Source organism: Ferrovibrio terrae (assembly GCF_943371255.1).
In the GTDB taxonomy this organism is placed as follows: domain Bacteria; phylum Pseudomonadota; class Alphaproteobacteria; order Ferrovibrionales; family Ferrovibrionaceae; genus Ferrovibrio; species Ferrovibrio terrae_B.
In genome coordinates this window covers 1-13,991 of the sequence record NZ_CALRUC010000115.1, presented here as the reverse complement: position 1 = coordinate 13,991, position 13,991 = coordinate 1, and the positions used below count along the sequence as shown (strand labels likewise).

Genomic DNA, 13,991 nt, shown 5'->3' with positions numbered 1-13,991 from the left:
CGCCAAGCATCCCAATGTGCGTTTCACCATCCTCTCGCGCACCTCGATCGAGGTGCTGTCAATGCTGGAGAATCTCGAAGTCGATGCGGGTCTGAGCTACATCGACAACGAACCGCTGGGCAAGGTACGCACGGTGCCGCTCTACGCCGAGCAGTATCGCCTGCTGACCTCGGCCGACAGTCCGCTGGGTGATCGTACGACGGTGACCTGGGCGGAAGTCGGCAAAATCCCGCTCTGCCTGCTGACGCCCGACATGCAGAACCGGCGCATCATCAACCAGCTGCTGAGCGCGGCCGGAACCGAACCGCAGCCGACGCTGGAATCGAATTCGATGATCGTGCTGTTCTCTCATGTGCGCACCGGCCGCTGGGCCAGCGTGATGCCGGAAAAGCTGGCGGATACGCTGGGGCTGACCGAACACCTGCGCTCGATCCCCATCGTCGAACCCGATGCGGTGCATTCGATCGGCCTGATCGTGCCCAATCGCGAACCGATGACACCACTGACGGCAGCCCTGGTGGCGGAAGCCAAGTTGCTGGCGGCGTCTGGCTGAAACGGCGCTACCCCGGCTTCGGTGCGGCTTTCCACCTGCCTTAATGCTTTTGCGGTGCCTGCTTGCGGATTCCGGCCATCTTGCGCCGGGTCTCGTCGCCGGCCTTGGCCAGGCGTTTATCGGCCTTCTGCGGAATTGCCGTGGCCGGTTGGGCGATTGAGATCGGATCGCTGGCCGGGAAACTGTCGCGCAGCGCACGGTCCAGTTCGGCGTCTTCCCTGCGTTTTTGGGCGGACTTGGCGTCGGTCAGGCGGGGACTGGATTTCATGCATGTTTCTCCTGGTGTATTCACATAGACAACATCCGGTGAATAACGCCCGGTCGGCCGGTTGGTTGCTGCGACGATTGGCGCTATATGGTGCCTTTCCCAGTGTCGCTTCGCTGTTTCGCCATTTATCTGCGTTTTCATGCCCCCTTCTCCGGTCCCACGCCTGCCTTCGGTTTTCATCCTGGTCGCCATCACGGCGCTCGGGCCGCTGGCGCTCAACATCTTCATGCCGTCGATGCCGGGGCTGGCAAAACATTTCAACGTCGATTACGGCCTGGTGCAGCTGACACTCACCTTCTATCTGGTTGGGCTGGGCTTTGCGCAGTTGATTTACGGCCCGATCAGTGACCGTTACGGCCGCCGCCCCGTGCTGCTCTGGGGCATGGCGATTTACTGCATTGGCAGCATTGCCTGCGTGCTGGCACCGACGATCACCTGGCTGATGCTGGGGCGGGCGCTGCAGGCGCTGGGTGGTTGCGCCGGCCTGGTGCTGGGCCGCGCCATCATCCGCGACCTGTATGACCGCGACCGCTCGGCGGCGATGATCGGCTATGTCACCATGGCCATGTCACTGGCGCCGATGCTGTCGCCGGCACTGGGCGGCTATCTCGATGGCCTGTTCGGCTGGCGTGCCAGTTTCGTGTTCTGCAGCGTGGCCGGCCTTGCGGTTTATGCCTGGGTCATTCTCACATTGCCGGAAACCCTGGCCGAGCGCGGCCAGGGCGAAGGGGTGCGGGCGTTGTTGCATGGCTATGGTCAGCTGCTGCGTTCGCCGGCTTTCTGCGGCTACGTACTGCAGACGGCCTTCACATCAGGGGTGTTTTTCGCCTTCATCGCCGGTGCGCCCTTTGTGGTGGTGACGGTGATGGGCCTGCCGGCCTCGGCCTATGGCCTGTGGTTCATCGTCGTCTCGATCGGCTATTTGACCGGCAATTTCTTCACCGGTCGCTATGCCGTGCGTCTGGGCGTCGACCGCATGATCATGTTCGGCGCCATGGCACAGCTGATCGGGATTCTGGCGCTGGGACTGTCGAGCTGGCTGGGTCCGCTCAGCCTGCCGGGTATCTTCCTGCCGATGGCCGTGGTCGCGATGTCGAATGGTCTGACCCTGCCCAACGGAATCGCCGGCGCGATCTCGGTCAATCCGCGCGCGGCCGGCGCGGCCGCCGGCCTGTCCGGTGCCCTGCAGATGCTGACCGGCGCCATCGCCGCCGTGCTGGTTGGCTACGGCCAGGACCATGACCCGAGCCAGTATCCGATGCTCTGGACCATGTCGGCTTGCGGAATTCTGGCGGTAGCGAGCTTTGTCATAGCCGCGAAATTCCGCGCCAGACGCCCCTAAAACGCGATTCAGTCCGGCCCCGGATGCAACAAACCCGCATGATATGCGGCTCCGATTCGCACCAGTGGCCAAAAATCCGCATGTCTAGCGGATTTTTATGCATTGCCGGATGGGCAAAACCCAGGCGCGGTGCTATGCAGGATTCGGGAATCAACCCCCGATTCGTTCAAAAACAACATCTGACGCATCATTTCTGAGGAGAGAGACCATGGCTAAAGCAGCCGCCGCCACCAAGACGGTTACCGTCACTGCGAAGCAGATCGCCACGATGCTGGCCGAGAAGAATGAGCTGCAGAAGAAGTCGACCATTGCTCTGTTCGACGATTTCTTCGCCGCCATCACCAAGTCCCTGAAGAAGGGCGAGCGCGTCCGCATGGGCGATATCGGCATCCTCCAGGTCCGCAAGCGCGCCGCCCGCATGGGCCGCAACCCGCAGACCGGCGAGCCGATCAAGATCAAGGCCTCCAAGAAGGTTGCTTTCCGCGCCTCCAAGGTGCTGAAGGAAGCCGTCTGATCCGTTCCGCAAGGACGACAGGATTCAGGGCCTGCCTCGCGGCAGGCCCTTTTTCTTTGCCCGCGACCTTGCGCCTACCTGTCGCGATGTCATCAATCCGTCATACAGGTCATGGAAAATTCACGGGACACAATGATTTAGGCGATTCATCTTCCCGGCCAACGATTTGCACCTTCCCGCGATTCGTTGAGCAGGTGACCGATGAACATGGCCCTGATGCCGGCCCGATACCGCACCATCTGGATCTCGGATATCCATCTGGGGACGCGTGGCTGTAAAGCCGATCTGCTACTGGAATTCCTCCGGTATACCGAGTCCGATACGCTGTATCTGGTCGGCGATATCGTCGATGGCTGGCGGCTCAAGCGCTCCTGGTACTGGAACCAGAGCCATAACGATGTGGTGCAGAAACTGCTGCGCAAGGCCCGCAAAGGCACCAACGTGATCTATGTGCCGGGCAATCATGATGAGGCCCTGCGCGATTTCATCGAAGGCGCGGCCCTGCAGTTCGGCGGCATCACCGTCCTGATGGAGGCGATCCACGAAACCGCCGATGGCCGCCGGCTGCTGGTTACCCATGGCGACCATTTCGATGGCATCGTCACCTGCGCCAAGTGGCTGGCCCTGCTGGGCGATGCCGCCTATGGCTTCGCCCTTGGCCTGAACACCTGGTTCAACCACCTGCGCCGCCGCATGGGCCTGCCCTACTGGTCGCTGTCAGCCTATCTCAAGCACAAGGTCAAGAACGCGGTCGAGTTCATCTCCGACTATGAGCAGGCCATTGCCGAGGAAGCCCGCCGCCGCCATGTCGATGGGGTGGTCTGCGGCCATATCCACCATGCCGAAATCCGCGAGATCGATGGTATTCAGTATTGCAACGATGGCGACTGGGTGGAGAGTTGCACCGCTCTGGTCGAGCATTTCGACGGCCGGCTTGAAATCCTGCATTGGGCAGCCCTGCGCGAGGATCTTGGGCGGTTCTTGCCGCACGGCACGGATAATCCGGATACAGATTATATCTCGGCCAGCGCGAGCCCGCTGCCAGTCAGCGTCGATAAATAGCCGCGCTGATTACGCGGCTGGCGGGTCCAGGCCCTCAATTTCACATAAAATAATGTTATTTCACGTCCGAGTCGCTCCCGCTTAGTCCATCGACAACTCTGGGCAGGGACAAATTTGCTTGATATTCTCTGGGCATGGGAGTGTTGGATTCATTGCTGGGGGCCATCGGCCTCGGGGGCAAGCAGGAGGCCTTAAACCTGCGTCAGACGCCATCTGGTATGCGCGTCGGAGATATTGCTTTGGGTTCTGGCACAAAGGCCGAACCCGGCAAGACGGTTTCTGTGCATTACGCCGGCTGGCTCTGGGAAAACAACAAGCCGACCCGGATGTTCGACAGCTCCTACAAGCGTGGCCAGCCGTTCGAGTTCGCACTCGGGCAGGGCAAGGTGATCAAGGGTTGGGACGAAGGCGTGGCCTATATGAAGGTAGGCGGCAAGCGTGCGCTGCTGATTCCGTCCTACCTCGGCTATGGCGCACGCGGCAACGGCCGCATCATCCCGCCGAACGCCACGCTGTTTTTTGAAATCGAGCTGGTCAACGTCCGCTGACGGATTTTCCGTCGACGGCGAATGCCATGCTGCTGCCGCATTGCGGCGACACTTTTCCCACTCCATCCTGAATCATCATGATCCGTAACAGGGAGTTTGTTTCGATGTCGCTGTCCCGTCGCGCTTTCGCCGGTGTTGGTCTCGCCCTTGGCCTGCTGGCCGCCATGCCTGCCCAGAACGATGCCCTGGCGCAGGAAAAGATCACCGCGTCCGGTCTGCGCTATACCGATACCAAGCTTGGCAATGGCGCCACCGCTCAGCCCGGCCAGACCGCCCTGGTGCATTATACCGGCTGGCTCTATATCGCCGGCGAGAAAGGCCGCCAGTTCGACTCATCGCGCACCCGTGGCCAGCCTTTCGCCTTTCCGCTTGGCGGCGGCCGGGTCATCAAGGGCTGGGATGAAGGTGTGGTCGGCATGAAGGTCGGCGGCCAGCGCAGCCTGATCATTCCGCCGCAGCTGGCCTATGGTGCCCAGGGCACCGGCGGCGGCGCGATCCCGCCGAATGCCACGCTGATCTTCGATGTCGAGTTGCTCGAACTGAAGTAAGCGATCCGCTTCAGGCAATAAAAAACGGCCGGGGAAACCCGGCCGTTTTCGCTTTCCTCAGTTTATTCTACCAGAAGGCCCAGTCCCCGGAGTGTGAAGGTCAGACTGCTTACCAGCAATTCCTTGGTCTTCGTCTCCAGCAGCGATCGGTGCTCCTGCATGATCGCGGGCAGGGTACGCGGCCATGAATCGCCTTCGGGAATTTGAACCAGCGGTGTAGCCCGGCCACTGCTGCCGTCAGGTGGCGTAATCCAGGCGGGGCGTTGCGCAATCAGCTTTCCACTGCGGCCATCCACGAGATAGGCCCGGTAGACGGTATATATATTGTACTGGCTATACTTTGCCCATGGCATGCGCATAGCGATGGAACGTCGCTGTAGGCCGACATTCTGCACCCCGCTGTTGCGGTTGACCTCAAGATCCCAATCCTTTTCCCGAATCAGAAACAGATACGCGTCCACCTGCGGGTCTTTATGTTTAAGAGCCGCATAGGCGCGTTCACCATGTGATGCCGCATCGTCGGTAAAGCGATTGGCGGCGAGGGCCGCGGCACGATCAATCTCGCCACCCGGCACCACCTTGTAGCGCGGTGTGAGGAGTTCGCGCGCCTTCTGACCGAGAAATTCGTTCAGTTTCCAGTCGGCGACGTCAGCTGTTTCATGCTGGTTGTCCAAAATGGTAAGGCCGTAGAAATACAAATGGAACTCATCATCAAGCACTGGCACAACGGCAAGAGACTTGATCTCGTTCAGCTTCTCCGCTGGAACGGTGAGGTTCGTACAAGCCGCTGTCAGGGCGGCCACAGCGATGATCGCCAGCCGCATTACGTTATGCATGTATGCTTCCCCCGAAACGCCGTGATTCCAGTCCGGGATATCGAACTGGAATAGCCTATGCAATAAAAAAACGGCCGGGTTTCCCCGGCCGTTTTCGTTTCTGCGGATTGCAGCGTTGTGCTCAGGCTGTGCCTTAGGCGGCCTTGGCCAGGTTGCGCAGCACGTAATGCAGGATGCCGCCGTTCTTGTAGTAGTCGATCTCGTCCAGCGTATCGATTCGGCACAGCACCTCGATGGTCTGGGTCGAGCCGTCGGCGCGGCTGATGGTCACCGGCAGCTTCATGCGGGGCTTCAGGCCCACGGCAATCCCGGAGATGTCGAATTTCTCCGAACCGTCGAGTTTGAGATCGAAGCGTGTGGTGCCGTTGAGGAACTGCAGCGGCAGCACGCCCATGCCGACCAGGTTCGAGCGATGGATGCGCTCGTAGCTTTCGGCGATCACGGCCTTCACACCCAGCAGGATGGTGCCCTTGGCCGCCCAGTCGCGCGAGGAACCGTTGCCGTATTCCTTGCCGGCCACGATCACCAGCGGCGTGGCCGAGGCCTTGTACTTCATCGCCGCATCATAGATGGACATCACATCGCCAGCCGGCATGTGTTTGGTGATGCCGCCCTCGGTGCCCGGCACCATCTCGTTCTTGATGCGGATATTGGCAAACGTGCCGCGCATCATGATCTCATGGTTGCCGCGACGGGCGCCATAGGAGTTGAAGTCGGCATAATTGACCTTGTGGTCGGTCAGGTATTTGCCGGCCGGGCCGTCCTTCTTGATCGAACCGGCGGGCGAGATGTGGTCGGTGGTGATCTTGTCGCCCAGGATCGCCAGCAGACGGGCGCCCTTGACGTCCGTGATCGCCGACGGCGCGGCAGGCATGCCCTCGAAATATGGCGGATGCTGCACATAGGTCGAGCTGTTGTCCCACTTGTAGGTCTGGCCGCCATCGACCTTGATCTTGCGCCAGTTCACATCGCCCTTGAACACATCGGCGTAGCGCTTCTTGAACATCGCCGGTGTCACGTACTTGCGCACGGTGGCGGCGATTTCCTTGTTCGACGGCCAGATGTCCTTCAGGTAGACCGGCTTGCCCTTTTTGTCATGGCCGATCGGTTCGTTGGCGACATCCATGTTCAGGTTGCCGGCCAGCGCATAGGCCACCACCAGCATCGGCGAGGCGAGGTAGTTCGCCTTGGTCAGCGGATGGACGCGGCCTTCGAAATTGCGGTTGCCCGACAGCACGGCACCGACGACGAAGTCGTTGTCGGTGATCGCCTTCGAGATGTTGTCCGGCAGCGGGCCGGAGTTGCCGATACAGGTGGTGCAGCCATAGCCGACAACCTGGAAGCCCAGGGCATCGAGATCCTTCTGCACGCCCGACTGGGCCAGATAGTCGGTGACCACCTGGCTACCCGGCGCCAGCGAGGTCTTGACCCAGGGCTTGGTGGTCAGGCCTTTCTTGAGCGCATTGCGTGCCAGCAGGCCGGCACCCAGCAGCACGCTGGGGTTCGAGGTGTTGGTGCAGGAGGTGATGGCGGCGATCACCACATCGCCATGGCCAAGGTCGAAGTTCGAGCCTTCCACCTTGGCGCGGAAGTCCACGGCGGTCTTCTTGCCGTAGAAGTTGGTCATCGCATCCTTGAACTCGGCACCGGCGCGGCTCAGCGGCACGCGGCCTTCAGGCCGGGTCGGGCCGGCCAGTGAGGGCTCGACCGTCGAGAGGTCGAGTTCCAGCGTGTCGGTGAAGATCGGATCGACCGCCTTCGGACCACGCCAGAAACCCTGCGCCTTGGCATAGGCTTCCACCAGCTTGACGCGTTCCGGATCGCGGCCCGAAGCCTTCAGATAGGCAATGGTTTCGCCATCGACCGGGAAGAAGCCGCAGGTGGCGCCGTATTCCGGGGCCATGTTGGCAACCGTGCAGCGGTCAGCGATCGACAGCTCGTCCAGGCCGGGGCCGTAGAATTCGACGAACTTGTTGACCACGCCCTTCTTGCGCAGCATCTGCGTCACGGTCAGCACCAGGTCGGTGGCCGTGGTGCCTTCCTTCGGCTTGCCCGAGAGGCGGAAGCCGACGACTTCCGGCAGCAGCATGGAGATCGGCTGGCCCAGCATCGCGGCCTCGGCCTCGATGCCGCCCACGCCCCAGCCCAGCACAGCCAGGCCATTCACCATGGTGGTGTGGCTGTCGGTGCCGACCAGCGTGTCCGGGTAGGCCACCTCGGTCTTGCCATCCATGCCGGTCCACACGGTCTGCGCCAGGTATTCGACGTTCACCTGGTGGCAGATGCCGGTGCCCGGCGGCACGACGCGGAAGTTGTCGAACGCGGTCTGGCCCCAGCGCAGGAAGGCATAGCGTTCGCCATTGCGCTCGTATTCCAGGTCGACATTCTTCTGGAAAGCGTTCTTCGCCGCCGAATAGTCCACCATCACCGAATGGTCGATCACAAGGTCGACCGGCGACAGCGGATTGATCTTCTTGGTGTCGCCGCCCAGATGAGTCATGGCATCGCGCATGGCGGCCAGATCGACCACGGCGGGCACGCCGGTGAAGTCCTGCATCAGCACGCGGGCCGGGCGATAGGCGATCTCGCGGTCCGAGCGCTTGTCCTTCAGCCACTGGGCCACGGCCTTGAGGTCATCCACCGTGACGCTGCGGCCGTCTTCGTAGCGCAGCAGGTTTTCCAGCAGAACCTTCATCGAATAGGGCAGGCGGGACAGGTCGCCCAGGCCGGCCTTTTCGGCGGCCTTGATGCTGTAATAGGCGTAAGACTTGTTGCCCACCTTCAGCATGCGGCGGGTTTTCATGGTGTCCTGGCCTACCGCGATGGCGACGGCACGGGCGGCACCGGAGCTTTTGAAGGCCGGAGCCTTCTTGGGCGCGGGCTTCACCTTCTTGGCGGGGCTGCGCAGGGCCTGCTTCTTGGCGACCGCTTTCTTGGCAATCTTGCGGGCGACGGCCTTCTTGGCTGCCTTCACCGCCTTTTTCACCTTGACCGCCTTCTTGGCGCTCTTCTTGACCGCCTTTTTGGCTTTGACGGCCTTCTTTGCCGGCTTGGCGACCTTCTTGGCCTTCACAATCTTCTTGGTGGCTTTCTTGGCTTTCGCCGGGCGTTTCGCCTTCGCGGCCTTCTTGGTCTTCTTGGCGGCTTTCACGGGGCAATCCTTTCGTAGCGGAAACGTAAAATATTGAAAGGCTGGTCAGGCGGGGGCTGAGCCCGCGTGGGATCGGCAAATAGGTGCCGTAAAACCAAGCATTTGCCAAGCAGTTTCGGCTGGAAGAAAGTTCAACGGGGGTAGAAATTTAGGCAATGCGAGGGGGTCGCAGGGGCGGAATCTGCGGCCCCCTTGACGGGTAAAGGTCCGGACCTTTATCAACGGTCAATAACGACGGCGTCGGCTACGGCTGCGTCGCGGATGAGGAGGCGAATACATGTCCGAGACGTCGGCTCGACCCGATGGGCGTGACCCGTTGGGCCGCGACACCATTCCGAAATTCTTCGCTTACAACGCGCAGCACCGCCGCGACCGGCCGGCCATGCGCGAAAAGGACCTCGGCATCTGGCAGACCTGGACCTGGGGTGAGGTGGACATCAAGGTCCGCGATATGGTCGGCGGCCTGGCGGCCATGGGCTTTCGCCGTGGCGACAAGCTGACCATCATCGGCGACAACCGGCCTGAACTCTACTGGGCGATGGCGGCGACGCAGGCGCTGGGCGGCATTCCGGTGCCGGTCTACCAGGACAGCGTGGCCGACGAGATCCAGTATGTCATCGACCATGCCGAGGCCCGTTTCGCCATCGTCGAGAACCAGGAGCAGGTCGACAAACTGCTGTCGATCCGCGACCGCCTGCCGGGCCTGGAGACCATTATATACAGCGATCCGCGCGGTCTGCGGCATTATACCGAACCCTTCCTGCGCAGCCTGAGCGACCTGACCGCCCAGGGCGCCGCCTATAACCAGGCGCATCCGGGCTTCGTCGAAGCCGAGATCGCCAAGGGCACCGGCAGCGATATCTCGATCATCTGCTACACCTCCGGCACCACCGGCCGGCCCAAGGGCGTGATGTTGAGTCACGACAACGTGGTGCGTTCGGCCAATCTGGCGATTGCCTTCGACAAGCTGAACGAAAATGACCAGATTCTGGCCTACCTGCCGATGGCCTGGGTGGGTGACAACTTCCTGTCCTATGTCGAGGGCGCGGTGGCCGGCTTCTGCATGAACTGCCCGGAATCGGCGGATACCGTGCTGCAGGATCTGCGCGAGGTGGGGCCGACCTATTTCTTCGCGCCGCCGCGCATCTGGGAAAACCTGCTGACCACCGTGATGATCCGGATGGAGGATGCCAGCGCGATCAAGCGCCGCATGTTCCTGTACTTCATCGCCCTGGCGCGCCGGGTCGGCCGCCGTATCCTGGAAGGCAAGCCGGTGTCGCTGGTCGACCGCCTGCAATATGCACTGGGCGACCTGCTGGTCTATGGCCCGCTGAAAAATGTACTGGGGGTCAGCCGCCTGCGGCTCGCCTATACCGCCGGCGAGGCGATCGGTCCGGATATCTTCGACTTCTTTCGCGCGCTCGGCATCAATCTCAAGCAGCTTTACGGCCAGACCGAGTGCACGGTGTATCTGTGCATGCATACCGATACCGATGTCGATCCCGATACGGTCGGTCCGCCGGCGCCCGGCGTCGAGCTGAAGATCGACGCGGCCACGGGAGAGGTGCTGTTCCGCAGTCCCGGCGTCTTCGTCGGCTATTACAAGAATGACGCAGCCACGGCGGAAACCAAGACGCCCGATGGCTGGGTGCATACCGGCGATGCCGGCGTGTTCACCGACAGCGGCCATCTGCGCATCATCGATCGCGCCAAGGATGTCGGCCGTCTCACCGACGGCTCGCTGTTCGCGCCGAAATACATCGAGAACAAGCTGAAGTTCTTTCCCCATATCAAGGAAGCGGTCGCCTTCGGTCATGGCCGCGACCATGTCGCCGTCTTCATCAATATCGACCTTGCTGCGGTCGGTTCCTGGGCCGAGCGCAATGGCCTCTCCTACACCTCCTATGCCGATCTGGCTGGCCGGCCCGAGGTCTACAACCTGGTCAAGGGCTGCATCGAGCAGGTCAATCGCGACCTGTCGTCAGACAGCAGCATGACGGCAAGCCAGATCAAGCGTTTCCTGATCCTGCACAAGGAACTGGATGCCGATGACGGTGAGCTGACCCGCACCCGCAAGGTGCGCCGCAGCACCATCACCGAACGCTATGGCACCCTGATCGAGGCGCTGTATTCCGGCCAATCGTCCATTGCGGTGGAAGCCAAGATCACGTTTGAGGACGGCCGCACCGGCAGCTTCAAGGCCAACCTGCCGATTGCCGAGGCCACCACCTATTCGACGATGCGCAAGGCGGGCTGACCGGTATGAGTGTGGCAGAAAAGAAGATTGGCGACGTCCTGCTCAAGGTCGAAAATATCAGCCTGTCGTTTGGCGGCGTGAAGGCGCTGACCGATATCAGCTTCGAGATCCGTGAGCATGAGGTGCTGGCCATCATCGGGCCGAACGGCGCCGGCAAATCCTCGATGCTGAACTGCATCAACGGCTTCTATCACCCGCAGCAGGGCACCATCACCTACCGCGGTGAAAAACGTAAACAGATGAAGCCGCATGAGGCCGCCAGCCACGGTATCGCGCGTACCTTCCAGAATATCGCGCTGTTCAAGGGCATGTCGACGCTGGACAACATCATGACCGGCCGCCTGCTCAAGATGAAGGCCGGTCTGCTGGCTTCGGCCTTCTACAAGGGGCCGGCGGAGCGCGAGCAGATCGTCCATCGCGAATTCTGCGAGCGCATCATCGACTTCCTGGAAATCCAGGCGATCCGCAAGGTGCCGGTCGGCCGGTTACCCTATGGCCTGCAGAAGCGCGTTGAGCTGGCGCGTGCGCTGGCCGCCGAGCCGACACTGCTGCTGCTCGACGAGCCGATGGCCGGTATGAATCTGGAGGAGAAGCAGGACATGTGCCGCTTCATTCTCGACGTCAACGACGAATTCGGCACCACGATCTGCCTGATCGAACACGACATGGGCGTGGTGATGGATATTTCCGACCGTGTCGTGGTGCTCGATTACGGCCGCAAGATCGGTGACGGCGTGCCGTCGGAAGTGAAAAACAACCAAGCCGTGATCGACGCCTATCTCGGCGTGCAGCACTGAAGGGGGATTCGGGGTGGCATTTTTCTTCGAAGTCCTGATCGGCGGCCTGATGGCCGGCGTGATGTATTCCCTCGTGGCACTCGGCTTCGTGCTGATCTTCAAGGCATCCGGCGTGTTCAATTTCGCGCAAGGTGCGATGGTCCTGTTTGCCGGCCTGTTCTTTGTCGGCTTCACCGAAATCGGCGTGCCGATGTGGCTGTCGCTGATTCTCACCATCGGCGTGATGGTGCTGCTGGCCGGCGTGATCGAGCGGCTGGTGCTACGCCATCTGGTCAATCAGGAAGGTATCATTCTGTTCATGGCCACCATCGGCGTCTCCTTCTTTCTCGATGGCTTCGGCCAGTTGATCTGGGGCAGCAATGTGCGCCAGCTTGATGTCGGCATCCCCACCGATCCGATCTTCCTGATGGATGGTGATATCCTGATCCAGTCCTTCGATCTGTGGGCCGCGCTGGTCGCCGGCACCCTGCTGGCCGCGCTGGTGGTGTTCCAGAAAACCCGGACCGGCAGGGCGCTGCGTGCGGTGGCTGACGATCACCAGGCGGCGCAGTCGGTTGGCATTCCGCTCAACGTGATCTGGATCATCGTCTGGGCCATTGCCGGCCTGGTCGCACTGGTTGCCGGCATCATGTGGGGCTCCAAGCTCGGCGTGCAGCCGGCCATCGTCAGCCTGGCGCTGAAGGCGCTGCCGGTGCTGATCCTCGGCGGGTTCACCTCCATTCCCGGCGCCATCATCGGCGGGCTTATCATTGGCGCCGGTGAAAAACTGGCCGAGGTCTATATCGGGCCGCTATTCGGCGGCGGCATCGAGAACTGGTTCGCCTATGTGCTGGCGCTCGGCTTCCTGCTGATCCGGCCGCAGGGCCTGTTCGGCGAAAAACTCATCGAACGCGTGTAGCGCAAGCGAAGGATCACACACATGCTCTACCGCGAATCCGGCCAGTACAAGACCACCTATAGCGACGACCAGGCGATCTTCACCATCCCGCAGGACCGCGTGTTCTTCGTGCTGCTGATGCTCGTCGCCTTCGGCGGTATCCCGCTGGTGGCGACAAACTACGTCTACACCGCACTGCTGATCCCTTTCCTCTGCCTGGCCCTTGCCGCGCTGGGGCTTAACATCCTGACCGGCTATTGCGGTCAGCTCTCACTCGGCACTGGCGCCTTCATGGGCGTCGGGGCGGTGGCAGCCTGGAACCTGGCCACCCGCGTGCCCGATCTCAACCTGCTGGTGGTGTTTGCCCTGGCCGGCCTGGTCACAGCGGCGGTCGGCATGTTCTTTGGCCTGCCGTCGCTCCGCATCAAGGGCTTCTACCTCGCCGTGGCCACGCTGGCGGCGCAGTTCTTCCTGCCCTGGCTGTTCGTCAAGTGGGGCTGGCTCACCAACCATGCCGCCTCTGGCGTTATTACCGTTCCGCCGCTCACCCTGCTGGGCTGGAGCATCGACACGCCGATGGAGAAATATCTCTTCGCGCTGGGCGTCGTTTCGGTTCTCGCACTGGCAGCCAAGAACATGATCCGCAGCAATCCGGGCCGCCAGTGGATGGCGATCCGTGACATGGACATCGCCGCCGAGATCATTGGCATCCGCCCGGTGGTGGCCAAGCTGACCGCCTTTGCGGTGTCGTCCTTCTATGTCGGCGTCGCCGGCGCGCTGTATCTCTTCGTATATCTGGGTTCGGCCGAGCCTGATGGCTTCGGCATCAACCTGTCGTTCCAGGCGCTGTTCATGATTATCATCGGCGGTCTGGGCTCGATCCTGGGCAGTTTCCTCGGGGCTTTCTTCATCCTGCTGTTGCCCATTTTCCTGACCCGGGTGCCACCGATGCTGGGCTTCGACCTGTCGACCGCCCTGGTCTCGCATCTGGAATTCATGGTGTTCGGCGCCCTGATCGTGTTCTTCCTGATCGTCGAACCGCATGGGCTGGCGCGGTTATGGCAGATCACCAAGGAGAAGCTGCGGATCTGGCCGTTCCCCTATTGAGAAACGTGTAGCGCCGCGTCCATGGCGTAAAAACCGAGTTTGTACTGTGTTTTTGGCATGCTAGGCTAACACCAATTCCCGCCGGATAAGGCGGGTACAACCGGGAGGAAAAAATGAAAGCATCCAAATGG

13 protein-coding genes are annotated in these 13,991 nt (G+C 61.4%); 10 read left to right on the top strand and 3 right to left on the bottom strand.

Features of this window, described 5'->3' with window-relative positions:
• Nucleotides 1-553, top strand: a 553-nt coding sequence (locus tag AAG799_RS19010) for a LysR family transcriptional regulator substrate-binding protein (protein WP_341898391.1), incomplete at its 5' end; no start/stop codon positions are given.
• Between the two features lie 40 nt (nt 554-593).
• Here AAG799_RS19010 and AAG799_RS19005 read toward each other — a convergent pair.
• Nucleotides 594-821, bottom strand: coding sequence for a hypothetical protein (locus tag AAG799_RS19005; RefSeq protein WP_341898390.1), 228 nt, complete (start codon nt 819-821; stop codon nt 594-596).
• A gap of 139 nt (nt 822-960) precedes the next feature.
• Between AAG799_RS19005 and AAG799_RS19000 the strand changes: the two genes are divergently transcribed.
• The 5 genes from AAG799_RS19000 (at nt 961) to AAG799_RS18980 (ending at nt 4,835) form a co-directional block, all read left to right on the top strand.
• The gene (locus AAG799_RS19000; protein WP_341898389.1) at nt 961-2,163 is read left to right on the top strand and encodes a multidrug effflux MFS transporter; all 1,203 of its coding nucleotides are present in this window, start codon (nt 961-963) and stop codon (nt 2,161-2,163) included.
• 208 nt (nt 2,164-2,371) lie between these two features.
• Nucleotides 2,372-2,677: an HU family DNA-binding protein gene (locus tag AAG799_RS18995; protein WP_341898388.1), complete on the top strand. Its 306-nt coding sequence runs from the start codon at nt 2,372-2,374 to the stop codon at nt 2,675-2,677.
• Nucleotides 2,678-2,878: 201 nt separating this feature from the next.
• Nucleotides 2,879-3,739 carry a UDP-2,3-diacylglucosamine diphosphatase gene (locus AAG799_RS18990; RefSeq protein ID WP_341898386.1) on the top strand — a complete coding sequence of 287 codons (861 nt, stop codon included), beginning with the start codon at nt 2,879-2,881 and terminating at the stop codon, nt 3,737-3,739.
• A 143-nt stretch (nt 3,740-3,882) separates the two neighbouring features.
• Nucleotides 3,883-4,287, top strand: coding sequence for an FKBP-type peptidyl-prolyl cis-trans isomerase (locus AAG799_RS18985; protein ID WP_341898384.1), 405 nt, complete (start codon nt 3,883-3,885; stop codon nt 4,285-4,287).
• A 104-nt stretch (nt 4,288-4,391) separates the two neighbouring features.
• A complete protein-coding gene (locus tag AAG799_RS18980) occupies nt 4,392-4,835 on the top strand; it encodes an FKBP-type peptidyl-prolyl cis-trans isomerase (RefSeq protein WP_341898383.1) in 444 nt (147 codons plus the stop codon).
• Between the two features lie 62 nt (nt 4,836-4,897).
• On the opposite strand, the gene AAG799_RS18975 is transcribed toward AAG799_RS18980, so the two are convergent.
• Together AAG799_RS18975 and acnA are read right to left on the bottom strand one after the other, a co-directional pair.
• Nucleotides 4,898-5,671, bottom strand: coding sequence for a hypothetical protein (locus AAG799_RS18975; protein WP_341898382.1), 774 nt, complete (start codon nt 5,669-5,671; stop codon nt 4,898-4,900).
• Nucleotides 5,672-5,804: 133 nt separating this feature from the next.
• Complete coding sequence (gene acnA / locus AAG799_RS18970) at nt 5,805-8,474, bottom strand: aconitate hydratase AcnA (protein ID WP_341898392.1); 2,670 nt, start codon at nt 8,472-8,474, stop codon at nt 5,805-5,807.
• A 625-nt stretch (nt 8,475-9,099) separates the two neighbouring features.
• Between acnA and AAG799_RS18965 the strand changes: the two genes are divergently transcribed.
• The 4 genes from AAG799_RS18965 to AAG799_RS18950 are packed head-to-tail and all read left to right on the top strand — an operon-like array spanning nt 9,100 to nt 13,860.
• Nucleotides 9,100-11,079 carry an AMP-binding protein gene (locus tag AAG799_RS18965; RefSeq protein ID WP_341898381.1) on the top strand — a complete coding sequence of 660 codons (1,980 nt, stop codon included), beginning with the start codon at nt 9,100-9,102 and terminating at the stop codon, nt 11,077-11,079.
• A gap of 5 nt (nt 11,080-11,084) precedes the next feature.
• Nucleotides 11,085-11,876, top strand: coding sequence for an ABC transporter ATP-binding protein (locus AAG799_RS18960; RefSeq protein WP_341898380.1), 792 nt, complete (start codon nt 11,085-11,087; stop codon nt 11,874-11,876).
• A gap of 13 nt (nt 11,877-11,889) precedes the next feature.
• Nucleotides 11,890-12,774 (top strand): branched-chain amino acid ABC transporter permease, encoded by an 885-nt coding sequence (locus AAG799_RS18955; RefSeq protein WP_341898379.1) that lies wholly within the window; start codon nt 11,890-11,892, stop codon nt 12,772-12,774.
• Between the two features lie 21 nt (nt 12,775-12,795).
• On the top strand, nt 12,796-13,860 hold the full coding sequence (locus tag AAG799_RS18950; protein ID WP_341898377.1) for a branched-chain amino acid ABC transporter permease: 1,065 nt from the start codon (nt 12,796-12,798) through the stop codon (nt 13,858-13,860).
• The last annotated feature ends 131 nt before the right edge of the window (nt 13,861-13,991 follow it).

What these genes read in the sequence shown, in the direction of transcription:
- AAG799_RS19005 (WP_341898390.1), bottom strand. Translation starts at nt 821, where the DNA reads ATGAAATCCAGTCCCCGCCTGACCGACGCCAAGTCCGCCCAAAAACGC.
- AAG799_RS19000 (WP_341898389.1), top strand. Translation starts at nt 961, where the DNA reads ATGCCCCCTTCTCCGGTCCCACGCCTGCCTTCGGTTTTCATCCTGGTC.
- AAG799_RS18995 (WP_341898388.1), top strand. Translation starts at nt 2,372, where the DNA reads ATGGCTAAAGCAGCCGCCGCCACCAAGACGGTTACCGTCACTGCGAAG.
- AAG799_RS18990 (WP_341898386.1), top strand. Translation starts at nt 2,879, where the DNA reads ATGAACATGGCCCTGATGCCGGCCCGATACCGCACCATCTGGATCTCG.
- AAG799_RS18980 (WP_341898383.1), top strand. Translation starts at nt 4,392, where the DNA reads ATGTCGCTGTCCCGTCGCGCTTTCGCCGGTGTTGGTCTCGCCCTTGGC.
- AAG799_RS18975 (WP_341898382.1), bottom strand. Translation starts at nt 5,671, where the DNA reads ATGCATAACGTAATGCGGCTGGCGATCATCGCTGTGGCCGCCCTGACA.
- acnA (WP_341898392.1), bottom strand. Translation starts at nt 8,474, where the DNA reads ATGAAAACCCGCCGCATGCTGAAGGTGGGCAACAAGTCTTACGCCTAT.
- AAG799_RS18965 (WP_341898381.1), top strand. Translation starts at nt 9,100, where the DNA reads ATGTCCGAGACGTCGGCTCGACCCGATGGGCGTGACCCGTTGGGCCGC.
- AAG799_RS18960 (WP_341898380.1), top strand. Translation starts at nt 11,085, where the DNA reads ATGAGTGTGGCAGAAAAGAAGATTGGCGACGTCCTGCTCAAGGTCGAA.
- AAG799_RS18950 (WP_341898377.1), top strand. Translation starts at nt 12,796, where the DNA reads ATGCTCTACCGCGAATCCGGCCAGTACAAGACCACCTATAGCGACGAC.